Origin of the sequence: Pelagicoccus sp. SDUM812005, assembly GCF_031127875.1 — a bacterium.
In the GTDB taxonomy this organism is placed as follows: Bacteria; Verrucomicrobiota; Verrucomicrobiia; order Opitutales; family Opitutaceae; genus Pelagicoccus.
This window is the reverse complement of sequence record NZ_JARXIA010000006.1, coordinates 131,669-157,859: the sequence shown is the minus strand read 5'-3', so window position 1 is coordinate 157,859 and position 26,191 is coordinate 131,669. Positions and strand designations below refer to the sequence as shown.

At 58.3% G+C, this 26,191-nt stretch carries 17 protein-coding genes; 10 read left to right on the top strand and 7 right to left on the bottom strand.

Annotated features, from left to right (window positions below; genetic code table 11):
- Positions 1-179: 179 nt before the first annotated feature.
- From QEH57_RS09310 to QEH57_RS09290, 5 genes are all read left to right on the top strand, one after another.
- Entirely contained in the window at positions 180-1,685 is a 1,506-nt protein-coding gene (locus QEH57_RS09310) for a glycine--tRNA ligase (RefSeq protein WP_309006453.1), read from the top strand.
- 163 nt (positions 1,686-1,848) lie between these two features.
- Complete coding sequence (locus QEH57_RS09305; protein WP_309006452.1) at positions 1,849-3,018, top strand: hybrid sensor histidine kinase/response regulator; 1,170 nt, start codon at positions 1,849-1,851, stop codon at positions 3,016-3,018.
- Positions 3,018-3,413, top strand: coding sequence for a response regulator (locus tag QEH57_RS09300; protein ID WP_309006451.1), 396 nt, complete (start codon positions 3,018-3,020; stop codon positions 3,411-3,413). Before QEH57_RS09305 ends, QEH57_RS09300 begins: the two co-directional genes overlap by 1 nt.
- Before the next feature lie 23 nt (positions 3,414-3,436).
- Positions 3,437-3,637: a hypothetical protein gene (locus tag QEH57_RS09295; RefSeq protein ID WP_309006450.1), complete on the top strand. Its 201-nt coding sequence runs from the start codon at positions 3,437-3,439 to the stop codon at positions 3,635-3,637.
- A complete protein-coding gene (locus tag QEH57_RS09290; protein WP_309006449.1) occupies positions 3,624-5,336 on the top strand; it encodes a GspE/PulE family protein in 1,713 nt (570 codons plus the stop codon). Before QEH57_RS09295 ends, QEH57_RS09290 begins: the two co-directional genes overlap by 14 nt.
- A gap of 94 nt (positions 5,337-5,430) precedes the next feature.
- Here QEH57_RS09290 and QEH57_RS09285 read toward each other — a convergent pair whose 3' ends face one another.
- The 5 genes from QEH57_RS09285 to QEH57_RS09265 form a co-directional block, all read right to left on the bottom strand.
- Positions 5,431-6,657, bottom strand: a complete 1,227-nt coding sequence (locus QEH57_RS09285) for a pyrophosphate--fructose-6-phosphate 1-phosphotransferase (protein WP_309006448.1) — start codon at positions 6,655-6,657, stop codon at positions 5,431-5,433.
- A gap of 172 nt (positions 6,658-6,829) precedes the next feature.
- On the bottom strand, positions 6,830-8,437 hold the full coding sequence (locus tag QEH57_RS09280; protein WP_309006447.1) for a fibronectin type III domain-containing protein: 1,608 nt from the start codon (positions 8,435-8,437) through the stop codon (positions 6,830-6,832).
- Between the two features lie 100 nt (positions 8,438-8,537).
- Entirely contained in the window at positions 8,538-11,429 is a 2,892-nt protein-coding gene (locus QEH57_RS09275) for a TonB-dependent receptor (RefSeq protein WP_309006446.1), read from the bottom strand.
- 454 nt (positions 11,430-11,883) lie between these two features.
- Positions 11,884-12,789: a metallophosphatase gene (locus QEH57_RS09270; RefSeq protein WP_309006445.1), complete on the bottom strand. Its 906-nt coding sequence runs from the start codon at positions 12,787-12,789 to the stop codon at positions 11,884-11,886.
- 20 nt (positions 12,790-12,809) lie between these two features.
- A complete protein-coding gene (locus QEH57_RS09265) occupies positions 12,810-13,601 on the bottom strand; it encodes a 5'-nucleotidase (protein WP_309006444.1) in 792 nt (263 codons plus the stop codon).
- A gap of 92 nt (positions 13,602-13,693) precedes the next feature.
- Between QEH57_RS09265 and QEH57_RS09260 the strand changes: the two genes are divergently transcribed.
- Entirely contained in the window at positions 13,694-16,411 is a 2,718-nt protein-coding gene (locus QEH57_RS09260; protein WP_309006443.1) for a DEAD/DEAH box helicase, read from the top strand.
- Between the two features lie 47 nt (positions 16,412-16,458).
- A complete protein-coding gene (locus QEH57_RS09255; protein WP_309006442.1) occupies positions 16,459-17,475 on the top strand; it encodes a hypothetical protein in 1,017 nt (338 codons plus the stop codon).
- Between the two features lie 42 nt (positions 17,476-17,517).
- Here the strand turns inward: QEH57_RS09255 and QEH57_RS09250 are convergent, their stop codons facing one another.
- A complete protein-coding gene (locus tag QEH57_RS09250; RefSeq protein ID WP_309006441.1) occupies positions 17,518-18,375 on the bottom strand; it encodes an alpha/beta fold hydrolase in 858 nt (285 codons plus the stop codon).
- A 449-nt stretch (positions 18,376-18,824) separates the two neighbouring features.
- Here QEH57_RS09250 and QEH57_RS09245 point away from each other — a divergent pair, with 449 nt between their 5' ends.
- The 3 genes from QEH57_RS09245 to QEH57_RS09235 all read left to right on the top strand — a co-directional run bounded on the left by QEH57_RS09245 (position 18,825) and on the right by QEH57_RS09235 (position 24,444).
- Complete coding sequence (locus QEH57_RS09245; protein ID WP_309006440.1) at positions 18,825-21,176, top strand: Tex family protein; 2,352 nt, start codon at positions 18,825-18,827, stop codon at positions 21,174-21,176.
- Between the two features lie 52 nt (positions 21,177-21,228).
- A complete protein-coding gene (locus QEH57_RS09240; RefSeq protein WP_309006439.1) occupies positions 21,229-23,937 on the top strand; it encodes a hypothetical protein in 2,709 nt (902 codons plus the stop codon).
- A 255-nt stretch (positions 23,938-24,192) separates the two neighbouring features.
- Positions 24,193-24,444: a hypothetical protein gene (locus tag QEH57_RS09235; protein WP_309006438.1), complete on the top strand. Its 252-nt coding sequence runs from the start codon at positions 24,193-24,195 to the stop codon at positions 24,442-24,444.
- Between the two features lie 144 nt (positions 24,445-24,588).
- On the opposite strand, the gene QEH57_RS09230 is transcribed toward QEH57_RS09235, so the two are convergent.
- Positions 24,589-26,163, bottom strand: coding sequence for a transglutaminase domain-containing protein (locus QEH57_RS09230; protein ID WP_309006437.1), 1,575 nt, complete (start codon positions 26,161-26,163; stop codon positions 24,589-24,591).
- Positions 26,164-26,191: the final 28 nt, after the last annotated feature.

Sequence of the window (26,191 nt, the reverse complement as noted above, 5' to 3'; positions counted from 1 at the left end):
TTTGGTAACTGGCAAGAGAAAGGACATGACCAACCGCTTGGCAACTCCTATTTGGAACATGCAAGCCCGCCGACCAGATTCGCCTTCCCACCTCCCCATTCCAATTCGCTCCCCACAATTCGCCATTCGCCATTCTTCACCTTGACCCGCCCCTGCGAAACGCCATTTTCACAGCCCTTATGGCCAAATCAAAAGCATCAACCAATCCTCTCATGGATGCCATCGTAGCCGTCTGCAAACGCAGAGGGTTCATATTCCAGTCTTCGGAAATATACGGCGGCTATAACGGCTTTTTCGACTTTGGCCCCCTCGGCGTCGAATTGAAGAAGAACATCAAGGACGCCTGGTGGAAGGACATGGTCCATCGCCGCGAGGATATCGAAGGCCTCGACTCCTCCATCATCATGTCCCCCAAGATCTGGGTCGCCTCCGGCCACGTGGGCGGATTCTCCGACCCCATGGTCGACTGCAAGGTCTCCAAGATGCGCTACCGCGCCGACCAGCTCTTCTTCGCCCCCGTCATCGTTGACGGCGAAAAGATCGGCTACGTCTCCATCCTCGAAGACGGCAACATGCAGGCCGACGCCGAAGCGGCAGCCGAGAAGATGAAGCGCAAGGGCGGCCACCAGGGCGAGCTCGCCCCCATCGAGCTCAAGGACTACACCGAAGCCGACGAGTCCGAGTGGGCCCTCATCCCCTCTCCCGCCACCGGCGAACCGGGCAGCCTCACCGCTCCACGCGAGTTCAACCTCATGTTCGAGACCAAGGTCGGCGCCCTGAGCGACAGCTCCGCGACCGCCTACCTCCGTCCCGAAACCGCCCAAGGTATCTTCGCCAACTATAAGAACGTCGTCGATACCGGCCGCGTAAAGATCCCCTTCGGCATCGCCCAGATCGGCAAGGCCTTCCGCAACGAGATCACTCCGAAAAACTTCATCTTCCGCTCCCGCGAGTTCGAGCAGATGGAGATCGAGTACTTCATCTCACCCGACTGCGACTGGTCCGAAATCCACCAGGAGTGGATCAAGTACTGCCACGACTGGCTCATCTCCATCGGCCTCCCCGAAGAAATGCTGGGACGCGACGTGCACGAAAAGCTGGCCCACTACGCCAAAGCCTGCACCGACATCACCTTCCAGTTCCCCTTCGGCGAACAAGAGCTCTGGGGCATCGCCGCCCGCGGCGACTTCGACCTCACCCAGCATGCCGAACACTCCGGCAAGCCTATGGAGATCTTCGACGAAGCCGCCAAGAAGAAGTACATCCCCCACGTCATCGAGCCCTCGCTCGGCGTAGACCGACTTCTCCTCGCCCTGCTCACAGCAGCCTACACCGAGGACGAAGTCGGCGGCGAAAAGCGCACCGTCATGAAGTTCCACCCGCGCATCGCCCCCTACAAGGTCGCCGTGCTCCCGCTTCTCAAGAACAAGCCCGAGCTCGTCGAACGGGCCCGCGCCATCTACGACAAGCTCGCCAAGCGCTACAACGTCTTCTGGGACACCGCCGGCGCCATCGGCAAACGCTACCGCCGCCAAGACGAAGCAGGCACCCCCTACTGCGTCACCATCGACTTCGAAACCATCGAAACCGATGGCAGCGTGACCTTACGTGATCGCGACACCACGGAGCAAAAACGCGTCAGCGAAGAAGAACTTTACAAGTTCCTCGACGAGCAGCTCTTCTAGAGGGCGATTGATCCAACCCACTAGTCATCTGAACTTTACAAGACCCACTCGCCCAGCGAGTGGGTTTCTTTTTGCAACAGAACCTGAGAAAAACGAGAACTCCTACTTAAACCCCACAGCTTCAATCCGAGAGAATTGAGTAGAATCACCAACTCTCAGCGACTTGAATCACTCCTCTTGCAATTCCCCCCAGCCTGAGGCGGACCTCGGCCCCCTTCCCGATCTTCGCAAAGGCCCAATCCTCCTCGTGGACGATGACCGCGCCACCCATGGCATCGTCAAACGGATCCTGCTCGAAGGAGACTACCAAATCTTCCACGCCTTCGACGCCAAGCAAGCCAAAGCCATGATCGCGAAAGCGCCGCCGGAGCTGATCCTCTGCGACGTCGAAATGCCCGGCGAAGGCGGCATCGCCCTCTGCCGCGAGCTCAAGAGCCACTCCTCCACAGCGGAAATTCCGCTCGTCATAATCACCAGCAGTTCCGACCTCGATACCATGAGCCAGGCCTTCGAAGCCGGAGCCAACGACTACGTCGAAAAACCCATCCGCAAAACTGAACTGCTCACCCGCTGCAAACGCCAGATCTCCGACTTCCGAAAACGCCGCGACGCCGTCGAGACCATCCACCAACTCCAGCATCAGAACACCTCCAAAACCAAATTCCTAGGCGTAGCCTCCCACGACCTCAGAAACCCCATCGCATCCATCTGCGGCGTCTCCCACTTCCTCGAAACCGAGCGCTTCGGCCGGCTCAACGAAAGCCAACGCGAGATGGTACGCTGCATCATCGACGCCAGCGAGAACATGCTAAACCTCGTGGAAGACTTGCTCGACGTCTCAAAGATAGACCTCGACCACTTCGAACTCTCCCGCGACCGCCTCCCCCCAAGCGATATCTCCAGCCAAATCGCCAAGCTCCAAGCACCCGCCGCCGAAAAGAAAGCCATCAAGCTCGCCCACGTCGACACCTCAAGCGGAGCCGTCGCCTCCATCGATAAACGGCTCATCACCCGAGCTGTCGAAAACCTCGTCACCAACGCCATCAAGTTCTCCCCCAGCCATACCCAAATCCTCCTCGAGACCCGCGCCGACGCCGGCTGGATCTACCTTTCCGTCAAGGACGGCGGACCCGGAATCCCCGAAAACGAATTCGACAAGCTCTTCAAGGAATTCAGCCGCACCTCCAACTTGCCCACCGGCGGCGAGTCGACCAGCGGCATCGGACTCTACGTCGTCAAACGCATCGTCACCAGCCACGGCGGCGAAATTTCCGTAGAGAACCGCCCCGAAGGCGGAGCCCACTTTCAGATAAAACTAAAACGTATCAGCTAATGGACTACAGTAAAACAACAGCACTGATCGCCGACGACGAAGCGCACATGCGCACCTTCCTCAAGCTCCTCTTCCAGGACATAGGCATCTCCAAAGTCTACCTCATGCAAAACGGCATGGACGCCGTGGAAGCCTACCAGGAGTACCAGCCCGACCTCATCCTGCTCGACATCAACATGAACAAGATGAACGGCGTCGAAGCCCTCAAGCGCATCCGCGCCCTCAACCCAGACGCCCGAGTCATCATGCTCACCGCCGTATCCACCCGCGACACCATCGAGGAAACCGCCAAAGCCGGAGCCACCTACTACATCCTCAAGACCCAATCGCCAGACGCCATCAAGGAGCTGATCGTAAAGGTCCTAGCCACCGTCACCCCCGCCGCTGCCAACTGAGCGCGCCCAACCACCTTACTGCCATGGCCGCACCTGAGAACGATCCTCAAGCCCAAGGGTCCATAAAGAGCCTCGACGACCTCATCGTCACCTACGACATGAAAAAGCTCCTCTCCGATGCGAAATCAGAGTTCGAGAGCGTCGTATCCACGCGCGAACTACTCGGTCAACAAGCCATCGGTTCCTTCTTCAACCTCGACCTCCGAGACGATGCGAGAAATTAGATGCGACAAGTTCGTCGACCTCGTCTCCGAATCAGAGAAGGTCGACTCCCTCACCCTCAACGCCCTCTCCAGCAAGTACAAGCGCGACCACTCGGGCATGATGCTCGAGATCATCGAAAAGGGCTACATGCGAAAAGACCCTGTCGGCGAACTCTGGGCCCGCGCCAACAACACCACCTACGTCGACCCCCTCTCCATCAACATCTCGTACCCCGAAGAGGAACGCATCCCTCTCGAGATGGCCAAGAAGATCCAGGCCATCGGCTTGTATGAGTTCGACGGATACGTCACCATGGCCATGTCCGACCCGACCAACCGAAATCTGGTCGAGTCCCTCGAACGCTTCCTGCAAAAGCGCGTCAGCCCCGTCTATGGCCACGCCGAAGACATCGCCCACGCCATCGAGATCAACTACCAGTCGAACATCTCCTTCGACGAAGCCCTCAAAACGCTCGAAGCCTACACCCAAGGCAAGAAGCTGGCCGAGGAAGGGATCGACACCCTCAAGCAACTCGTCGAAAACAATGCTCTCGTCGAACTCGCGAACCATATTATCTACAACGCCTTCAAGCAACGGGCCAGCGACATCCACCTCGAGGCCCACAAGGGCCACGCCAAAGTTCGCTACCGCGTCGACGGCCACCTGCGCGATATCGTGGAGCTCCCGCCCCAAGCCCACAACGCTCTCATGGTGCGCATGAAGTTCATCTCCGAGCTCGACATTTCCGACACCCGCCTCCCCCAAGATGGACGCTTCACCGTCGAAGTCGGCAGCTTCAGCCAAAACTTCCGCATCTCCACCTGCCCCGGCCTGCACGGCGAAAAAGCCGTGATCCGCCTCCTCGGCCAAGCCGGCAAGAAAGGCCTGCCAAACTTCGACGAGCTGCTCTTCGCCAAAAGCAACCGCAAGAGCTTCCGGGCCGCCGTCTCCAAGCCGAACGGCATATTTATCGTCACCGGACCTACTGGCTCCGGAAAGACCACCACCCTGTATTCAGCGCTCGACTACCTGAACGACCGCGATCGCAACCTCATGACCATCGAGAACCCCGTCGAGTACCAGCTGCCCGGCGTCAACCATTTCGAGGTCAAGCACAGCATCGACCTCGACTTCAGCGCCATCCTCCGCTCCGCCCTCCGCCAAGACCCGGACATCATCCTCGTCGGCGAAATCCGAGATCTCGAAACCGCCAAGATCGCCACCGAAGCCGCCCTCACCGGCCACCTCGTTCTCACCACCCTCCACACCAACAGCGCCACCCAAGCCATCCTCCGCCTCGTCGAAATGGGAGTCGACCCCTACATGGTCGCCCCCGCTCTCAACGGCGTTCTCTCCCAACGCCTAGTCGGAAAGATCTGCGAGTCCTGCAAGGAAGCCTACCAGCCCCGCGAAGAATTGCTCGCCCAATACTTCACGGCCGAAAGCATCGACTCCAACATCCCCTTCTATCGCGGCAAAGGCTGCCCCAGCTGCAACCATACCGGATTCAACGGCCGCCTCGGCGTGCACGAAATCGTCGAAGTCTCCGAGCGCATGCGCGAACTCATTTCCCAAGGATCCAGCGTATCCAAAATCCACGCCGAAGCGAAACGCCTCGGTCTCAAAAGCCTCCGCGAGGACGCCCTCAAAAAAGCCCTCCTCGGCCTGACCACCCTGGAAGAAGTAGAGCGCGTCACCGTTCCCGAATACAAAGAGTAAACCACAAATTTCGCCCGCCATCAGCGGGCCATCAAAAAGGCCGAAGCGTAAACGCTTCGGCCTTTTGTATTCTAAATTCGATTACAGCTATGTCCTAGTGGCTGGTGTCCTGCACCTTGCCCTTAGACTGGCCGATCTCCGAGAGCAACTCGTCGAACCAAGGTTCGTCCGTGTTGAACGGCTTGCCGCCCGCCACGCGCTCGAATTCGCAAGCGCGCAGGATGTCGCGGTTGTTCTCGTCGTGGCCGATCACGCCGCTCTCGCCCGCGAAAGCCGCTTCCACGGCCTTGTCGGTGCAGCTCTTGATCAAGTTGAGATCCTTCGGATTCGCCGCCGCCGCGCGAGAGTAGTAGCCGCTCTTCTGCACCAGCACCTTCTCCGCACCGATCAGTTCCTTGAACTGCTTGGCGAAGTATTGACCCGGATTGATGAAGTCCAGCTGCACGTGGCCAAAGGCATCGCGGACGATCTCCTCGCCAGCCGCTTCCTTCTGGGCAACGATGTCAGCAACGCCCGCGCCCTCCGAAAGGAAGATGTTTACCGCGTCATGCTCGTCGAGCTGCTTGCGCAGACGCGCCGCTTCCGCCTCGAGATCGATGCTGAGCTCGGGCACGTAAACCGCATGCACGTCGTGACGCTCGCGGGAAAGGCCGATCTCCGGCACCCAGTAGCGACACTTCTGGCGCTTGTGGTACTCGTAGGCCGTGTAAGCCGCGAGCCAGCCGCAATGGCGACCCATCACCTCGTGGATGATCAGCATGCGCGGGCTGGAGTTGTGCTCCGCCACCACGTTCTCGAAATAGTTGGCGCCGTGCTCCGCCGCCGTGTAGGCGCCAAGGGACTGCTTGATCGGGTAAACGTCGTTATCGATGGTCTTCGGCAAGCCGATCACGCGCAAGGCGTAGTCGTTCTTCGCCAAGTAAGCCGCCAGGTCCGCGGCCGCCGTGTTCGTGTCGTCGCCGCCAATGGTATGCAGCACGTCCACGCCGTCCTTCACCAGCTGGTCGGCAGCCACCTTCTGAGGATCTTCGCCTTCCTTCACCAGACCACGCTTCACGCAATCCTTCACGTTGGTCAGCTTCACGCGGCTGTTGCCGATCGGGCTGCCGCCGAAAAGGTGGAGATTGCCGGCGTTCTTGCGGACTTCCGGAGTCACCTCGTAGCTCAAGCCCTTGAGCAGGCCGTAGTAACCGTTCTTGTAGCAAATGATCTCTACGTCCGGATCGATTTCCGTGTAGCGCTGGATCAAGCCACCGATTGCCGAGGAAAGACAAGGGGCCAAGCCGCCTGCCGTGAGAATACCTACTTTCTTAACTTTCATTTTGCGATAATGAGTGAGAACCGGAAGCGCTAGAGTACTTTTGCCGGAATGACAAGGTAGGAACTGGCCACCCGCCACGCAACGGGCCCGACCCGAACCGTGAGCGAGATAGCCAAGGTAGAGCTGTCTGGCCCAGACAGCCGCGCTGCAAGATCATACCTTCAAAGCTTCGTTAATCCCTCCTGCGATTCTCCTCGGGCAATAGCTCGAGAAGCTCGTTGGGTCGCCCTTCCCGCTTCTTCAAGGAGAAGGCGTCGTACAAACGACCCGTCGCAGTGTAGGCCTTGTAGGAAAGCTCGTCCCCCTCGACCGAGATAATCTGATAGAGCTGCGTATCCTCCGCCACCCGCTTGGCGAAGCTTCCCTTGGTCACCGGGTACATTTTCGGACCGCTCACCGACACAACATAGACCGTGCCCACCTCCGGGTCGTAGGCCTGCTGGTAGCCCGTTGGAATGTTCTCCACGTTCACTTCGCCCAGCTTGCCGGTGCGAGCGTAAGTGTGGTCGTGCCCGTTTAGCACCAGATCCACTCGGTAAGCATCGAGAACCGGCTTCCAGAGCTCCCGCAGCTCCCTGTTGTCGCGATCGCTCGCCGGCGAAAAAATGGGATGGTGAAAAGTCAAAATCGTCCAACGGTTCGGATTGTCCTCCAACACCGACTTCAACCAAGGAACCTGCTCCTCCCGGCTCCGGTTGGAGTCGAGCGAGATGAACCGTACCCCTTGATAATCGATGTAGTAGCACGTCTCCTCCAAGCCTTCTGGCGCCCCTTGCAACGGAAAGGAAAATTGCGGCCGCCAATGAGTGCTCACCTGGGGCGTTCCCCGATCTTGCCGACGGTCGCGCAAGGGGGCCTTGTCGATTTCCGTTCCGAGAAGCTCGTCCGCGCCATAGCCAGTCAAGGCCTCCATCCCCTCTCCCACCAGGGTGATTTCGTCGTCATCGTTAAACTCCAGGTAAGCGACCTGCCTGCCAGCGCGACGAGCCGTAGCCCGGTAAAGCTCCGCTCCGTCCGCGGTTTTCGTCTCCTCAACGACCACCTCCAAATCCAGCGCCGTTCCGTCCTTGGCATTCCAGAACCGCTCATGGGCGGGGCCCTGATTCGCCCGGAAGTACTCGTGGTTTCCGGGAGTCGCGATGACCGGAATCGTTCCGTTCACCCAAGCCGGAGCCCCATGCCACTCGCCCCATTCCGCATCCCACGCGTCTTCGTTGATCAAGTCTCCTGCGTGCAAGGTAAAGGCCGCTCGCGGAGCGTCTCGAAACGCTTCGCGAAACACTCTCGACCAATGCGTCTTAAGTTCGTTCTGGGCGTCGCCGAAATAGATGAAAGTAAAAGGCTCTGCAGTAGCGCTGGCCGTACGGAAATGGAAGTACTCGCTCCAATTTTCGCCATCTCCAACGCGATACGTATAGAGCGTATCCGGCTCAAGACTACGAAACGTCACCGAGTGATAGCGAGCTTCGTTGATGTCGCTCTCGAACAGCTCGGTCGTTGCCTTCACTCGCTCGGGCCGTAGAGCCCGCCCATTTGCGTTGGCAACCGCGATTTCGGCCACCGCCTCCAACACCGATGTATCCGTCCTCCAGGTAACGGCTTGAGTCGTGGCAGGATCGTCGTTCCACGTGAGCACCACTCGCTCGGGAATCGGCGTAGGAGCGTGTTCAAGCTCGATCGAATATTTCTGCGGATGCCAATGATCCGAAGAATCATGGGCCAACAACTTGCAGGAGGCAGATAACAAAAGGAAAAGCGTCGATTTTCGAAGGTGTTTCATAGCGATAAAAAACTTAATATTGACAAACGAAAAAGAGAGGCGTCTTCGCGACGCCTCCCGTATCAGATATTCGTATACTTCCGCAAAGTTGCGTGCTCGTCTAGAAGTCGATCTCCGCGCCAAAGGTCATCTTCCTTCCGGCGAAACTAGCGTCCTCCACGAATTGCGGGTAGCCTTGGTAAGAGATTTGCCCGCGGTCCGTCAGGTTCGTAGCTGTGGCGAAGACCCGAAGCTTGTCGTTGAAGCGATAGGATACCTCCGCGTCGATTCGCTCCTCAGCCGCGTAGAACTCGTCGCTCTCGATATCGTCGCCCAATCCTTCGATGTAGTCGTCACGGAACCGGTAGTCGATGCGAGCGCTCAGGTTGCCTAGGTTGTAGTCCAAGGTCGCAGTATAGAGCAGTTCCGAAAATCCTTCCAACGGCAGTTCTCGCCCGTCAGTACGATTTGGATACTCAGCGTCGCTCTCGGTAAACGTCGTGCTGAGGGCAACGCCAAAGCCGCGCAGCGCTCCCGGCAAGAAATGCAACTGCTGGCGAGCGATGAGCTCCACTCCGTAGTTGGTGGCGCCAGCCCCATTGACCGGACGTTCGTACTCCAGATCGCCGTCTTCCGCAGGGATCGGGATTCCGTTCTCGTCAAGCTCGTTGAAGTCGTAGGTCTGCGTAAAGGTGAAGTTTTCGATATCCTTGTAGAAAAAACCAACGGAATACAGGCCGCCACGGTCCGTGTAGTACTCGAGCTGAGCATCGAAGTTGTCAGACACCGCGGGCGTTAGGCTCGGATTTCCGTCTTCGATGTTTCCGTCGTCATCCACCCAACGGCCCCGCGACAACTCGCTCAAACGAGGGCGAGCATAGCTCTTGTTGTAGCTCTCGCGCAGGATCAAGTTTTCGCTCAGTTCGTGGCGGAAGTGGATACCCGGCAGCCAGAAGGAATGCGAGTTTTCCGAGCGGACCGAGGTAACCGTCGGAACGTCGCCAAAGTAGCTGACGATCTTGTTGGCATTCTCCCACTTGCTTTCTTCGAATCGCACACCAGCGATAATGGTGTGGATACCCGTTTCATAGGTTCCCATCACATAAGCTGCGCTTACCGTTTCGTCAGCATCGTAGTCTTCAACGTTGCTGTCTTCCAGCGAGTCGTCTTCCACGAACTCGAAGCGTTCAGGATTCGATTCCAACAGCGCCAGAGCGACTTCAGGCTGGGCATTAAAGTACTTCGGCTTGAGGAAAATGACCTCATCGGTTTCCTCCAGAACGCTCGCGTAGTCGAAATCCTCGTCCATCTCATAAAGGTTCACGGTGATGTCTCGAACCTGAGAACTCTTTCGGACTTTCGCGCCCGTCTTAAAGGTAAAAGAACCGCGGTCGCTGGAGAACTCGCGCTCCCAATCGATACGAGCGCTTTGGACCTTCTCTTCCTTCATTCCCCAAACATCTTCCAGTTCGCCTTCGACAATCTGGCTGAGGTCCGTGGAGTCGACCCCGTTCACTACATCGACCGCTACATCGCCGCGAGCATCCACAACATCGTATTCAAAAATGAACCACGGATCATCCGGCTCCATCAGCATATTCAGTTCGCTGTCTTCGTTGATCGTCGCCTTGTTACGCGAAAAGTAGAAATCATACGTGAGCAACCCGTTGTCCTGTTCGTGTCGTCCTCCCATGGATACGGAATAAAGATCGTTGTCTACATCCTCAAGAGTGCCGATCCATCCGCGGGACGCTTCACTATCTTCCGATCCACGACCATAGCTAGGGCTTAGAGCGGCGTAGGTTTTGTTTCCGTCAGCGTCGTTATCAAATTCCGTATCAATATCGATATCGGTCTCGTACTTCACTCCGCCCAAAGAGTATTGGCTGATCATTGGGCGAACGTAGAAAGAGTTTCGCTCGTCGGTGCGGAAGTCGATCGAACCGCTCAAGGTCTCGGTATTGGTCTGCCGCGTATCGTGCTCGAAGTGAGTCGATTCCATAAACCAAACCGGTTCGCTATAGGCGTCCAAGCCGAGCTCGGGATTCGTCTCCGGATCGACTTGCACCCAGTCCTGGTCCGCATTCCTAGAGTAGCGATCCGTCTCGTAGCTGCTCAGGGTGAAGGCGATTCCGAGGTTCTTCTCGCCACCGCCGACGCTCAAGAGATCCGAGTAGGAAAAGGTAGCAGCATGCCCCCAATTGCCGGGCTCTTCGTTCAATACGCCAGAAAGCTTCAACTTCATCTCCTTGCCGCTACGCTCGAAGGCGCTGCGGGCCACCAAGTTAATGATGCCGCCGATCGCGTCGCCGTCTTGGTCAGGCGTCGGAGCCTTGATCACCTCAATATTCGTGACTCCATCCGCAGCCAACTGACGCGGGTTAAAACTGTTGCTTCCGCCAGAAGACGGAACGCGGTTCCCGTCGACTTGTACGGAATTGAATTCACCCGCGATTCCACGAATGTTGATGCTGCCCTGCGATCCGTCCTGACTCTCGTCAACGCTGATGCCCGGCAAACGCTGCAAGGCCTGTCCGATATTGCCATCGAGCACCGACCCGAAGTTCTCCTCGGAAACAACATTAACAATTCCAGCTGCGGTTTTCTGTTGGTTAATGGCTCGCGATTGGCCGGACATAAAGCCGCGAACCGAAAACGAGTCCAACTCCACCACGCGCGACTCCAAGTAAACCTCGAGGTTCTTCACGCCACCGGCTTCAACGCTCAATTGCTCCTGGTGCGGCAACAAACCGAGGTAACTCACCTCCACCTGATGAGTTCCCGCAGGGACCTCGAATATCGAAAAACGCCCCTGAGCATCCGTGTAATCCTTCAAGTTCGTACCCGGAACCGATACGACAGCGCCCTGAAGCGAACGGCCAGTCATGTCATCCCGCACCTGGCCCGCAATGGAGCCAGTGCCTGATTGAGCCTGAGCAAACACGAACGAGCAAAGCGCCAACAACGCGGCACCCCACGTCCGAAAGGACACTCCGGAACGGCGCGTCCGCATTCCGGAGCCGCTTCCCAGAGTTTTAGCAAATGTAGTTTGAAAGTTCATACAGCAATCAACCTGCCCGAACAAGCCTTCGGTCAATGGCCATCAAACGATAAACTCAAGATTTCACACCCCCGTGACATGAGGTTTCAAGACCGACACCAACCGCACGCAACCGTAACGCAATGTATCATCAGCGATGATACAAAAACTACCCCACCGAACAAAAAACCATCCCACCAAACATAGCTTAACCAAACGCCACCCGCCCCAAATCCCCACACCCCCAGCAAGCCCACTCCTACAACCGCCCACCCGCACACAACCGCCCACCCGCACAACCCACACGCTCCCTACAACGCGACGCCCCAACACGCTGCGCAAAAACCTCATCAACGTTGATGAACTTTTTGCGCACACCTCCCGCCGCTCCTACGCCCCCGGCCGTCCGCGCGCGTCTCGCTCGCTCCTACGAAACCACCAGCGGGTCTTGCCTCATGACCAAGGACTCCCCTTTCCCCAGGCGCACGTCCACCCGTCCCAAGCGCATTCCAGCCCAGCCCTGCTGCGTGATCCGCGTCACTCCGCCGCCCTTGCGCGGCAGCTCCACCAGCTCGTCCAAGAAGGTGTGCGAGTGCCCGCCCAATACCAAGTCCACCCCCTCCACTTCCGCCGGCAAACGATCGTCCCGCAGCTGCTCGCCCTCCGATCGGGTCGCATAGCCCAAGTGCGAAAGGCACACGATCAGGTTGCAGCCGCTCGCCTTCAGCGCCGCAACCGAACGGCGGGCCGACTCCACCGGATCCAGATACACCACCCCTCGGTGATTGTCCTCAGCCACTATTCCCTTCAATTCGCAAAGCAAGCCGAAAAGCCCTACCCGAAACGGTCCGATCTCGCGGATCGTCCAAGGCTTGACCACGGCAGCCAACTCCTTCGCGCCGCCCCAATCCAAATTGCTCGAAACCCATTCGAAATTTGCCAGCGGCATCGTCTTCTCCAATCCCGGGATCCCATTGTCGAACTCGTGATTCCCCACCGTCGCGACCTCATAGCCCATCCGGTTCATGGACTCGATCTCCACTTCGCCCCCATAAAGATTGTAATAGGGCGTCCCCTGAAAAATATCCCCGCTGTCGACCAAGAGCGTATACTCCTCCCGCTCCCGTATCCGATCGATCAATACTTTGCGTCGTGCCACTCCTCCCAAGCCTGCGTTGCGACCGCCATCCATCGGAAACGAGTCGATGCGCGAGTGCGTATCATTGGTCTGCAAAATCGTCAGCCGCGGACGCCCGTCGCCCACTCTGCCCAAAGCCCCCGACAAAACCGTCAGCCCCAAGCCCGCTGTCCCCAGAAAACGTCTTCTATCCATAACTCTATCCCCCTTCCAATTCACTTTTTAGGCGTCACCACTTCCACTCGCCCTGCTCCAGCATCGTAGATTTGCACGCCCTGCGCGTTCAATTCCGACAAACGCAGCACGATCGCATCCCGCTGTACCAGATTCTTAGATACACGCTTCTCCACAATCCACTCCTCGCGAAACAACGAATCGTAGGTCGACACCAAGTAGTCGATCGACACCACCCGATACCGCTTCCCGGCCTCCACCGGCTCGCCACCCACTCGCGCCTCCAAAACGTTTCCCTCAGCATCCAGCTTCACCGAAATCCCCGAAAGCGCCACGCCACGCGTCGCCTGCCGCGCCAGCTCCATAACAAACTCCCCCTCCACCACCAAATAGGTTAGGTAATTCTCAAACGGCGACAGTTCCGCGATCAGCCCCATTGTCAAAGGCCCCTGCGGCAAGTCTCGCCGCAAGCCGCCGAAATTCGTCACCGCCAAATCCACCTCCTCCTCGAACTCCTTGGCGCCCACCGCTCGCAGCGAATCCGCTACCAAATTGGAAAGCCCGCACTCCGGCCGACTGCGAGACAAGGGCTCCGCCGCATAGCCGATCACCTCGGAAGCGAACGCCTCCACCCCCGCTCGGTACGGAGCCAAATAAGCCTCCAGCTCCCCGTCGACCGCCACCGTCCTGTCAATTCGCACCGCCTCGAAGGCGACCTCTACCTCAGGTTCGGCCGCAGCCAGCGACCCCAGCCATCCCAAGCCAACCCACCACATTGCAAAGCTCCGCAAGCACATGCCATCCAGCATCTCTCCACCGGGCCCAACTTTCAAGCCACCAGCTGCGCCAATTCGGCGCCCTCCCCATCGATTCTCCGTTGCCCCCATCGGGCCCGACCGCCAAAAGCTATTCCCAATCCATAACCATGCCTTCGCCTGCTCCCACGCTCACCCTCTCTCCCCAAGGTCGCCTCAGCGCCGTCCTGGACACCGACGCCCCCTCCCCGCAAGCGAAACGACTCCAACAAGCCTTCGCCCGTTCCACTTCCGAAGGGCTCCTCTACCTCTGTACCCAATATTCAAGCACAAGCTCCCCCAGCCTGGACTACTGGAAGTCCATCGCCAGCCTCCTGCTCGAACACCTCTGCCGCCTCCCCGCTGCAGCTCCGCTCCCCGACGAGATTCCACCGCCTAACGAAGAACTAAAATTCCGCGCCCTCTCCGCCCCGCCCTTTCCCGGCGGCGAATACCTCAGCGCCACCCTGCTCGCCCAAGTCTGGAGCGAACTCTCCCAGCACCTCCGCCAACAAATCGCCGACTCTTCCGGCAAGGTCGGCGACTGGCTCAAAACCCACGCCCCCAAGTGGCATCAAGTCGGCCGCGTCTGCTTCCACCTTGCCGAGAACAAAAACGACCCGCAGTACCCCTTCGCCTTCATGGCCACCTACGCCCCCGGCCTCGGCGACTCCGGACAAGTCAAGTTCCTGCCCCTCGCCCACGCCCTTCAGGAATACGCCGGAGCAAAAAACAAGGCCCGCCTGCTCCAACTTCTCGAACCCGTACACCAAGCCTCCCAACAAATCCCCTTCGTCGCCCAACTCCTCGAAACCGGCGACCTCTACCACCCCATCGCCTGGACCCCCGACGAAGCCTACGCCCTCCTCCAAACCATTCCCGAGCTCGAAGCCTGCGGCCTGCTCACCCGCCTCCCCAACTGGTGGAAAGCCCGCCCGCGCCCCCAAGTCGCCATCACCCTCGGACAAAAGAAAAGCAGCTCCGTCGGACTCAACGCCCTGCTCAGCTTCAAGATGGAATTCGCCCTCGGCGAACAAAAGCTCAGCCCCGCCGAAATCGAAACCCTCCTGCAAAATGCCGAAGGCCTCGTGCGCCTCAACGGCCAATGGGTCGAAGTCGACCGCGAAAAACTCCAGCAAGCCCTCGACCACTGGAAGCGCGTGCAAGCCCACACCGCCCACGGAAACCTCACCTTCGCACAAGGCATGCGCCTGCTCGCCGGAGCCCCGCAAAATCTCGGCTCAGCTCCCCAGCCCCAAGACCTCGAAACCGTAAACGACTGGTCCAGCGTCACCGCCACCCACGAACTCGCCGACACCCTCAAACGCCTCCGCCAGCCCGAGCTCATCGAAGCCGCCAGCGACCACCCCGGACTCCAAGGACAGCTCCGACCGTATCAAGAAACTGGATTCAAGTGGCTGCGCCTCCTCACCCAACTCGGCCTCGGAGCCTGCCTCGCCGACGACATGGGCCTCGGCAAAACCATCCAAATCATCGCCCTCCTCCTAGACACCCACCGCCAGAACCCAAAACCAAAAAATCAGAACCCAGCCCCCCTAAAGAAACCACCCTCCCTCCTCGTTCTTCCCGCCTCCCTGCTCGCCAACTGGAAGAACGAGTTCGCCGCCTTCGCCCCCAGCCTGCGGCTACGCTGCATCCACCCCTCCGAAACTCCAGCTGCCGAGCTCAAAGCCTACCAGCGCCACCCCCAACGCGCCCTCGAAAACGCCGACGTGCTCCTCACCACCTACGGCATGCTCACCCGCCAGGACTGGCTCGCCCAGCAGGATTGGAACCTCGTCGTCATCGACGAAGCCCAAGCCATCAAAAATCCCAACACCCAGCAAACCCGCGCCGTCAAACGCCTCCGCGCCCACGCTCGCATCGCCCTCACCGGTACCCCCGTCGAAAACACCCTCTCCGACCTCTGGTCCCTCTTCGACTTCACCTGCCCCGGCCTGCTCGGCACCCCCACCGCCTTCCAAAAGTTCAGCGACAGCCTGCAACGCAAAGGCCACACCGACTACTCCCCCCTCCGCAAACTCGTATCCCCCTACCTGCTACGCCGTCTCAAAACCGACAAATCCATCATCTCCGACCTTCCCGACAAAACCGAAGTCAAAGCCTACTGCACCCTCGCCCCCAAACAAGCCGCCCTCTACAAACGCACCGTCGCCGAACTCGCCAAAGACCTCCGCGAAGTAGAAGGCATGCAACGCCGCGGCCTCGTCCTCACCTACCTCACCCGCTTCAAGCAAATCTGCAACCACCCCAGCCAGGCCCTCGGCGACAACGCGTTCGCCCCCGAAGCCTCCGGCAAGTTCCTCCGCCTTCGCGAGCTCTGCGAAGAGATCGCCGCCCGCCAAGAAAAAGTCCTCGTCTTCACCCAATTCCGCGAGATGACCGCCCCCATCTCCGCCTACCTCGCCACCCTCTTCGGCCGCCCCGGACTCGTCCTGCACGGCGGCACCCCCGTCGCGCAACGCCAAAGCCTCGTCGCCAGCTTCCAAGACCCCGACGGCCCGCCCCACTTCGTCCTCTCCCTCAAAGCCGGCGGCTCCGGCCTCACCCTCACCGCCGCCACCCATGTCATCCACTTCGACCGCTGGTGGAACCCCGCCGTCGAAAACCAAGCCACCGACCGCGCCTACCGCATCGGCCAAAAGAAAAACGTGCTCGTGCACAAATTCGTTTCCCGCGGCACCGTCGAAGAAAAAGTCGACCAACTCATCCGCAGCAAAAACGCCCTCTCCCAAAACCTCCTCGAAAACACCAACGAACCCGCGCTCACCGAACTCTCCGACGCCGACCTGCTCCAGCTCGTCACCCTAGACATCAATACCGCCTAGCCCCCTAGCGCTGCCGCAAAATCCCGCTCACACCACCACCTCTCACCATGGACGACTACCAACCCTACGTCACCGCCGCCGAACGCAAACGCCAAGCCCAGCTCGCCATCGAGCGACTCCAGCACGACGGCTACGAGCTCCAGCCCATCGCCCCCTTCGGCGGCGCCAAGATCGCCAGATCCTTCTGGGGACACGCCTGGTGCCGCCACCTCGAAAGCTTCAGCGACTACGAAAACCGCCTCCCCCGCGGACGCTCCTACCTGCGCCAAGGCTCCGTCGCCCACCTCGAACTCACCCCCGGCCAAGTCCAAGCCATCGTCGTCGGCAGCGAGACTTACCACCTCAACGTATCCATTGCCCAACTACCTACCGACCGCTGGGAAACGCTCAAGAAGCAATGCACCGGCAAGATCGCCTCCCTCGTCGAGCTCCTCCAAGGCAAGCTCTCCCAGGAAGTCATGCGCCAAGTCACGCACCCCGAGCACGGACTCTTCCCCCTCCCCCACGAAATCAAGCTCAGCTGCGACTGCCCCGACCACGCCGACCTCTGCAAGCACCTCGCCGCCATCCTCTACGGCATCGGCCGCCGCCTCGACGACTCCCCCGAGCTCCTCTTCACCCTCCGCGGCGTCGACCAAAGCGAGCTCATCGCAGACCGCATCGAACTCCCCGCCGCCACCAGCTCCCGCCGCCGCCTCGACGCCAGCGCCCTCGGCGACGTCTTCGGCATCGACATCGACACCACCAGCCAATCCGCATCCGAACCCGCCCCGGAGCCGCTCGCCCCCCAGCCCCCGACTCCTCCAAGACCGAAGCCAAGCCCCAAAGCCAACCCCCCCAAGAAAAAATTCACCGGTCTCGAAGTCGCCCAACTTCGCGACACCTTCGGCATGACCGCCTACGAATTCGCCATCATCGCCCAAGTCAGCCCCACCACCGTCTCCAATTGGGATTCCAAAGGCGACGCCCCCCTGCGCCTCAGCGCCAAAAACGCCGCCACCCTAGCCACCCTAGCCACCCTCACTCCCGAAGCCGCCTGGGATCGCCTCAACGAATTCATCTGACGCCTGCCTACAAGCCCATCCGAACTCGAATTGAGCCTACCGCTAGGATCCAAATACGTATCTTAAAAAGTCGAAATACGGCTCGCGGTACCGAGCGACCTCGTGATGAAGCTCGTGGTAGGCCCCTTCGAAAACCCGAAAATCAGCCCTCGATTCGAATTCGCGAAAATACCGTTTCGCCGCAGCGGGAGAAACGATTCGATCCGCGCTACCCACCGCGCCGAAAAGCTCCACCGGCACCGCCAACGGTCGACTAAAAACGTCCTTCGACGCCGCCACTAAACCCAGCGCAAGTTTGCTGTGCAGCCGCTTCAGGCTAAGCGGGTCTCGATCAAGGCGTTCCACCACACCCGCGTCGTGCGACAAAAAGGAGCGGTTAAAAGCCGAGGATAGCGGAAGCGAGACCGGCAATCGGCACAAAGCTCGGAAGACATATTGGGGAATACGATTCACCAGACTTCCCCCAAAACCGCCAATGCCCACAGGGGGCGACGCAAGAAAAACCCGCCGCGGTAAAGAAACCCTACCCGCCCCGCCCTGCAACATGCCCGCCACGACCAATGCCCCCATCGAATGCCCGAACACATCGTAACGCAGATTCGGATACAGGCAAAAAGCATGCCGTACAACATCTTCGAGATCGCAAAAGTGCTCCGCAAAGTTCCCGACATAGCCACGGCGGCCCTCGCTTCTACCGTGGCCCCGTAAATCGTAACGGAGCAGATTGTGGCGTTCCCCCAGAACGGACAGCAATCCATCCCCCCGGCCACAGTGCTCTCCAATCCCGTGAACCAAGACCAACCAGCGATCGCAACCGCGGTCCAAGACCTCGCAATAGAGCCCCGTTCCATCCCGTGCCCGCACGCGACCGATCGAACGCATAGTCGGCTTCGCCTCCATACCCAAACCGCTATACAACCAGCCCCTTCAGGCCAAGGCCGAATCCTTCGCCCCTCTACCTGGACCTACGACCGCCCGCCACTAAACCGATAACGCCCAGCAAAGCCGCTACCCCACCGCCGACGAGCAAGCCCAGAGCCTCCTCCGAAGGACGATCCGAGAAAAATTCCCGAATCTGCGAGCTGAACGTATCCATCTCCCGAAGGCCGAACGCAATCAGCACCACCCCAACCGTAAGCAACACTATCGAAATCGTTTTCACCCCTCCACAGAGCCCCGAACCACAGTCTAAGTTCCCGGAAAAACCATGCCCCTCGACGGCAAGCCCAGCACCTTTTCCGAAGATAGCTTTAACTCGTCACTTGAATCTTGAGTGTCGCATCACTCAGCGCACTCTCCTCCGATTTCACCGAGCACGAAACAACGAGTACTCAAAAAAACACACTTTCATGCACGAAAACTTCCTACCGAAGATCTCCGAAGAGCTCTCCATCCCAGAGTCTCACGTAGCCGCCACCGCCAAGCTCCTCGTCGAAGGCGGCACCGTTCCCTTCATCGCCCGCTACCGTAAGGAAGCCACCGGCGGACTCGACGAAGTCCAGATCGCCAACATCCGCGACCGCCTCGACCAGCTCAAGGCCCTCGAAGACCGCCGCTCCGCCATCCTCAAGTCCCTCGAAGACCAGAAGGTCCTCACCGACGAACTCAAGGCCAAGGTCAACGCCGCCGAAACCATGGCTCGCCTCGAGGACGTCTACCTCCCCTACAAGCCCAAGCGCCGCACCAAGGCCACCATCGCCCGCGAAAAAGGCCTCGAGCCCCTCGCCCAAAAACTCTTCGAAGGCCAAGAAAACGCCGCTCTCGATCCCGCCACCGAAGCTGCCGCCTTCGTCGACGCCGAAAAGGAAGTCGCCGACTCCGACGCAGCCCTCGCCGGCGCCCGCGACATCATCGCCGAGTGGATCAACGACGACGCCGACGCCCGCGCCGAACTCCGCGAGCTCTACACCAAGCACTCCACCCTCACCTCCAAGGTCATGATGGGCAAGGAAGAGGAAGCCGCCAAGTACCGCGACTACTTCGACTGGTCCGAGCCCGTCGCCACCGCCCCCTCCCACCGCATCCTCGCCATCCGCCGCGGCGAACAAGAGATGATGCTCTCCATGTCCGTCCGCCCCGACGAGGACCTCGCCATCGCCAAGCTCGAAGCCCGCTTCGTCAAAGGCAGCAGCCCCGCCGCCGAGCAAGTCCGCCTCGCCACCCGCGACGCCTTCAAGCGCCTGCTCTCCATCTCCATGGAAACCGCCGCACGCCTCGAGATCAAAAAACGTGCCGACGCCGAAGCCATCAACGTATTCACGTCAAACATACGCGAGCTACTCCTAGCTCCCGCCCTCGGCGAAAAGACAGTCCTCGCCATCGACCCCGGCTTCCGCACCGGCTGCAAGACCGTCGTGCTCGACGCCCAAGGCAAGCTCCTCTTCGACACCGTCATCTACCCCAGCCAATCCCAACGCCAAATCGACGAAGCCAAGACCATCGTCACCGGCCTCGTTCAACGCTTCCAAATCCAAGCCATCGCCATCGGCAACGGCACCGCCAGCCGCGAAACCGAATCCTTCGTGCGCGGCCTCGGCCTCCCCAAGGACGTCGCCATCGTCATGGTCAACGAATCCGGCGCCTCCATCTACTCCGCATCCGACGTCGCCCGCGAAGAATTCCCCGACAAGGACATCACCGTACGCGGCGCCGTATCCATCGGACGGAGACTCATGGACCCGCTCGCCGAGCTCGTTAAGATCGACCCCAAGTCCATCGGAGTCGGCCAGTACCAGCACGACGTCGACCAACGCGCCCTCAAAGCCTCCCTCGACGACTCCGTACTCTCCTGCGTAAACGCCGTCGGCGTGGAAGTGAACACCGCCTCCAAGCAGCTCCTCTCCTACGTCTCCGGCCTCAACCCCCGCCTCGCCGGGGCCATCGTGGCCCACCGCGAAGCAAACGGCCCCTTCAAGTCCCGCAAGGAAATCACCAAGGTGGCCGGCATCGGCCCCAAAGCCTTCGAGCAAGCCGCCGGCTTCCTGCGCATCCGCGGCGCCGAGAACCCGCTCGACGCCTCCGCCGTCCACCCCGAACGCTACGGCCTCGTGGAAAAGATGGCCTTCGACCTGCAAGTCTCGCTCAAAGACCTCGTCAAAGACTCCGCCGCCCGTAATCGCATCGATATCCAAAAATACACTACAGACGAAGTCGGCCTCCCCACCCTGCAAGATATCCTGCAAGAGCTCGCCAAACCCGGCCGCGACCCGCGCGCCGAATTCGAGCTCGTCCAGTTCAAGGAAGGCGTAAACGAAATCACCGACCTCACCGAAGGCATGAAGCTCACCGGCGTCGTCACCAATGTCACCGCCTTCGGCGCCTTCATCGACATCGGAGTACACCAAGACGGCCTCGCCCACATCAGCCAACTCTCCGACAACTTCGTCAAAGATCCCAACGAAGTCGTCAAGGTCGGCCAAAAGGTGCAAGCCACCGTCACCGAAGTCGACGTCGCCAGAAAGCGTATCGGCCTCAGCCTCAAGAGCGTCGTCGAAATCGACCGCCGCTCCCCCGCCGAACGCGCCGCCGACAAGGAAAACCGCAGAAACAGCGGTCCGCACAACCGCGGAGGAAACCGCCCCCACCACGGCGGCAACCGCAACAACGGACCTCGCGGCGGAAACCGCAGCGGCGGCGGAAACCGCGGCGGCCAAAACTTCGGCAACTCCCTCGGCGACGCCCTCGGCGGCCTCAAGTTCTAGCCAACTCGACAACTAAGATTGCAATTTCAGCTAGGTAAGTATTCCTAAGTGGATGCTTACCCTAACCACGGCACTCCGAAGGTCGCTACTCCTTAGTTTCCTCGTAATCACGATTTCCGCTCCTTCAGCCCAGCTCCGAGTCTCTGGAGCAAACACCTGGGGACAACTAGGGAACAAGGAGACCGCCTGGTCTAGCAATCTTCGCCTGATCGCAGAAAACGTCGAAAACGTTGAAGCCGGTGCGGATCATATCCTCTACACCGATCGAGATCAGTCCCTTTGGGGACTCGGCACGAGCGCAGCAGGCCAGCTAGGAGTCGATCTTTTTGCCGAAGGCCGGTACCATACTACCACACCGAAGCTACTGGCCAAGAGCGTAACCCAGTTCCATGCGGGCGACTACTGGAGCTTCTATTCAGACACGCAGGGTACCCTTCTTGCCGCTGGTGGGGCTCGACAGGATTCCATTGGTTATTGGGACGGCATCTCAGACCGAGATTCATTCCGAAGCGTATTCGGTTTTCAAGACATTAGCAAAGTCGCTACCTATTTCCTCCAAGGACTATTTTTAGCAGAAAGTGGAGAGTTATACGGCACCGGATACGCTTTTTCCGTCGGCTACAAAGATGGTCCCAACGCAGACGAACCACACTACATCGCGAATGAAGTCATCGACATAGGCACCGGTGGTTATAAAAGCTACTACCTAACGACCGACCTGACCCTATATGACGTTACCCGCTATCCATATCCCGCTAGCATAGCAGAAAACGTCAGTAATTTCTCACACGGAGGAGAGGCTCTCTTCACCGTAATAGAAGGGGACCTCTACGTTCAGGGAAATAGCCAAACGGGGGCACTCGGCTTGGGAATCGATGTAACAAACGTATCAAGCAACACCCTCGTCGCAGAAGGCGTTACAAGAGTCGTCGCATCCTCCCAGAACGCTTACTTCCAGAAAGCTGACGGCTCACTTTGGGGAATGGGAAGCAATCAATACGGCCAACTCGCAACAGGCGACTTCGCTCCCCGATTCTCCCCCGTTCTCATCAATCAAGACGTAATCGATTTTGCAGCAAACAACACGAACCTTTTCGCTGTAACCAGCCAAAACCAATTGCTGACCTCCGGAAAAGAGGGCTACGCGACGGGACGTGAGCCAATCTATCCGTCAATGGTACCCTTGCATGTCATGAACGATGTACGAAACAGTACGGTCGGCTTCGATACCATTTTCATCATCAAAGAAGACGATTCACTCTGGGTTATGGGAAAAAACGACCGAGGCGAACTCGGGGCTGGAACGCAGGTACATATAGCGGAACCAACAAAAACGCTGTCGAACGTCAAATCTGTATCCGCGAACATCAATCATACAGTATTCGTTCTGAACGATGGAACATTGCTCGGAAGCGGAAGCAACGAAAATGGGGCGCTGTCCTTCCAGGATTCAATAACCAGCGTGCCTCAAACCATCGACACAGACGTGACCGCTGCAATTGCTGCCACAAAAGCTACCCTTTACATAAAGAGTGACGGTACGCTATGGAGACTCGGAGATCCGAATATCAGCTCGACTGATCCCAGTAGCTACGAAACAGATACAGCAAAAGCAATTGTCGCGACCGACGTCCTATCAGTATCAGGAGATTCAAGCACGTTCTACATCACCACCGACAAAAAGTTGTATGCGACCGGAACATCCACCCTAAGCCAGTACAATAGGGCCTCATCAGAAAAGATAGCAGCCGGCCCCCTGCTGATCGATGAAAACGTGACACAAATATCGGCCAAATCCGGTGCAGTCGCCTATATAAAGGAAGACGGTAGCCTGTGGATTTTTGGGAACGCTTACTTTCTCGATCCAACCGAGAAAGGGACTACATTTCGCGACTCGCCAGAACAAATCGACACCGACGTGAGTATGGTAAAGCGGAACTCCAGTTCTTTGATTTACCTCAAAACCGACCAAACCTTCTGGAAAGTGGGATACTCAAGCCTAATCGATACTGCGAGTTCTATCGACGAGATAAAAAAGCCTCACCAAATCTGGGCGGGCGCCCCGATAGATTCGTTCGACTACTCGGGTAACAACATCGTTTACCTCACGGGCCCAATCGATGCGCCAACCGATGCAGCGATCGAACTGAGTTCGCCCCAACCAGTACCGATCGGAGAATCTATCGAAATAAGAGGAATCGCCAACGGAGACTTCCTTAACTTCAAATGGTACAAAGGCACCGCCGGCGACCGAAGTCAGCCAATCCAAACTCTTGGCAGAAACAAGTTCACTATACATCCGTATGTGGACAGCGACTACTGGCTCGAAGTTGAGAACGAAATGGGAACCGCCTCACCCCCAGAGTCGATCACTGTAAAGTCAGCGTATCCAGCATACGGTGAGTGGGCATCCAGTAATGGATTCTTCTATCCACACGGACTTATCGATTCCGACGAAGATGGAGACTCCCTGTCCAATCTCATGGAATTCGCCTTCGGCCTAGATCCCCTTAAATTCGACAGCCAACCTATTTCTCTGAGTATCGACTCAGAAACGGATTCGCTCAAAATCAATTACCCCAAAATCGCCCATCAAGATCTACGCCTCGGACTAGTCGGACTGGATGAGAGCCAGGGAGCATGGCAACCGTTCACAGATTTTTCTACTGAAACAGAAAACGATACGAGCCAGATCACCATTCCCTTCGCCTCACTCGAGGAAAGAACACTCCTCAAACTCCAAATTCAACCGCCGGAATAAGCGAACTAGTCCTTAGAGCTGGTTGCGAGCGCTGCAAAACATCCAGCGACGCCCGCTCGCCCCCGCGGCCCGTAAACGAGCCGCCCGGCTTTAGCGCAAACAAAACACAACGTTATGTTTCGTTTGCGCACGGGCCTTGCCCACGGCCAGGCGATCCGCATCGCTCGCCCCACACTCCGCCCCCAACGCCTCCCCCCGAAAATTTGAGCGCTTCACTCCATAGCCAAATTGCTAAATATTTGCTAAACTCCGCCCATGTCCTTCGAAACGGCCAAGCGGATCACCCCGGAATCCTTCCATCAGGAGTTCCAGTTCAGCCGTCGCCCCTCCGTTCGCTACCCCGTAAAGAAGGAGGCCAAGCAATCGGTTAACATCTCCAAGGAGACTCGCGAACGGGCTGCCCACAAGAACTGCCCCGTTCCCCACGTCCCCCGCCAAGCCTACGGCACCAACGGCCAATTCGATCGCGGCACCCTAGTAGGCCAATTCCTCAGCGCCCTAGCTTGAGCGATTCAAATTTCAAACGATCGCAACTGACAAAAGGCGCGCCCTCAGGGCGTGCCTTTCTCTTGTCCGACATCGTATTCCACTAGCAATTACAACTGCCATAAGCCAAGCAGAGAAGCCTGACCTTCTTTCTAAACCGGGCGCCTACAAGGCCTCCAATACTACCGTAGAGCTATCCGCATTAATCCTACGCTTGTAAAAGCGCTCCAATGCGGGGTAGTGCTCCAAGGGCACCAGCAGCGGCTCGATCCGAATCGAACGATTCACCCTCAGCAGATCCAATTCAGCATCGTATTCAAAATTCAATTCGTAGCTGCCAAATAACTCCTCAAAAGACCGATTCTCAGGCATCTCCGACACCTCGAAACCTTCTGGCAAGGATAGCTCGTAGGACTCGACCAAACACTGAGGCTTGAGATGCACCTCCTGCTTCCGAACGTCCTTTCCGAAAGGTAATACCTCCATTCTGTCGATCAAAACCGGCTTAAACATAAGAGTGCGATCACGGATATTCTTGCCGTAGCCTTTCGCGTAAAAAGTAGCTTCCAATGAAAACGCATCCCTCTCGCGGTAATCGTTCGACTCCATCTCCAATACCTGCGCGCTGTGAATGCTCCCTCCCAGCCAACGCAGTACCCGCTCGGTGTAGTTTCGGTCGTTAGTGAACGCGAAGCGGCGCTCAAAAGCCGCATTCTGCCCCTTGGAGACTTCTTTCAACTTCCCCTGCACGCCTGCCAATCCCAGATGCGCCGATACCGTTCGCCGCACCTCGCAATTCTCGAGCGGCAACCGCGGGATTGAAATAAGACCGCCCGCATCACCGGCCAGCAACAGCCCCTTCGTTCCCTGCAGATCCGTGGCAATGTCTCCGAACGTGGTATGTACATCGGTTGGATCAAAAATGAAAAGTTTTCCCACCCCTTCTTTCTGCACAATGTTAGGCGACTCGTAAGCATCCGGCACCTTGATGGCCACGATACAATGGTTGAATTGCATCGGGCTGACCCAATCCGCATCGACGTCACTCGCCTCGCTATCCCAATTAACGATCAACGGATACGCCTCGACCCCTTTGGCTCCCAATAAAGCAACCAGCAAGTTCGTCTTGTCCTTGCAATCTCCGTAGTTGCTTTGAAATACCTCCACCGGCGCTCTTGGACGATAGCCGCCTCCCGATCCCAAATCCAAAGCAATCGAAAGATAATTAATCGACTGCGCAAATTCCGCCAAAGCCCGAGCTCGCTCCAAAGGATCCGTCAACCCTGCCGTCAGCTCAGAAACCCTGCTACTCATCTCCGGAGTCAATTCCCGGTCCGAACTAAAATAGGGCCAAAAATAGCGTGCTAAATCCTCCCAACTCTCAGGCAAGAACTCTCTCTCACCGTTGGGTGCCGCCAAGGCCAAACCAAGCTCGAACTGCTTAACACGACCATACGGCTGCCGCTCGACACTAGGCAAGTCACGAGCCTCCCAACTAGAGAATGAGCCCTCATCCCCGTGGCTAAGCTTGCCATCACTCATCACGTGAGCTCGATAGCTCCACCCCTCCGGCAAAGACAAACTCACACGTGACCGCAAAACAGGATATTCGGTCTGGAAACGCCATACCAATTCGGAAGCGGAGCCTCTGTCCCTCACTACCGTTTCATAACCAAAAACAGACCCCACCATCGCATCCCCGCTCGCGTCGATGAAGCGACGCCGATGCGTAGTGATCACGCTTCCCCCCGCTCCCATCACTACAGCA

Coding starts and splice junctions, on each gene's coding strand:
- QEH57_RS09310 (WP_309006453.1), top strand. CDS start 180: ATGGCCAAATCAAAAGCATCAACCAATCCTCTCATGGATGCCATCGTA.
- QEH57_RS09300 (WP_309006451.1), top strand. CDS start 3,018: ATGGACTACAGTAAAACAACAGCACTGATCGCCGACGACGAAGCGCAC.
- QEH57_RS09295 (WP_309006450.1), top strand. CDS start 3,437: ATGGCCGCACCTGAGAACGATCCTCAAGCCCAAGGGTCCATAAAGAGC.
- QEH57_RS09290 (WP_309006449.1), top strand. CDS start 3,624: ATGCGAGAAATTAGATGCGACAAGTTCGTCGACCTCGTCTCCGAATCA.
- QEH57_RS09285 (WP_309006448.1), bottom strand. CDS start 6,657: ATGAAAGTTAAGAAAGTAGGTATTCTCACGGCAGGCGGCTTGGCCCCT.
- QEH57_RS09280 (WP_309006447.1), bottom strand. CDS start 8,437: ATGAAACACCTTCGAAAATCGACGCTTTTCCTTTTGTTATCTGCCTCC.
- QEH57_RS09275 (WP_309006446.1), bottom strand. CDS start 11,429: ATGCGGACGCGCCGTTCCGGAGTGTCCTTTCGGACGTGGGGTGCCGCG.
- QEH57_RS09270 (WP_309006445.1), bottom strand. CDS start 12,789: ATGGATAGAAGACGTTTTCTGGGGACAGCGGGCTTGGGGCTGACGGTT.
- QEH57_RS09260 (WP_309006443.1), top strand. CDS start 13,694: ATGCCTTCGCCTGCTCCCACGCTCACCCTCTCTCCCCAAGGTCGCCTC.
- QEH57_RS09255 (WP_309006442.1), top strand. CDS start 16,459: ATGGACGACTACCAACCCTACGTCACCGCCGCCGAACGCAAACGCCAA.
- QEH57_RS09250 (WP_309006441.1), bottom strand. CDS start 18,375: ATGGAGGCGAAGCCGACTATGCGTTCGATCGGTCGCGTGCGGGCACGG.
- QEH57_RS09245 (WP_309006440.1), top strand. CDS start 18,825: ATGCACGAAAACTTCCTACCGAAGATCTCCGAAGAGCTCTCCATCCCA.
- QEH57_RS09240 (WP_309006439.1), top strand. CDS start 21,229: ATGCTTACCCTAACCACGGCACTCCGAAGGTCGCTACTCCTTAGTTTC.
- QEH57_RS09235 (WP_309006438.1), top strand. CDS start 24,193: ATGTCCTTCGAAACGGCCAAGCGGATCACCCCGGAATCCTTCCATCAG.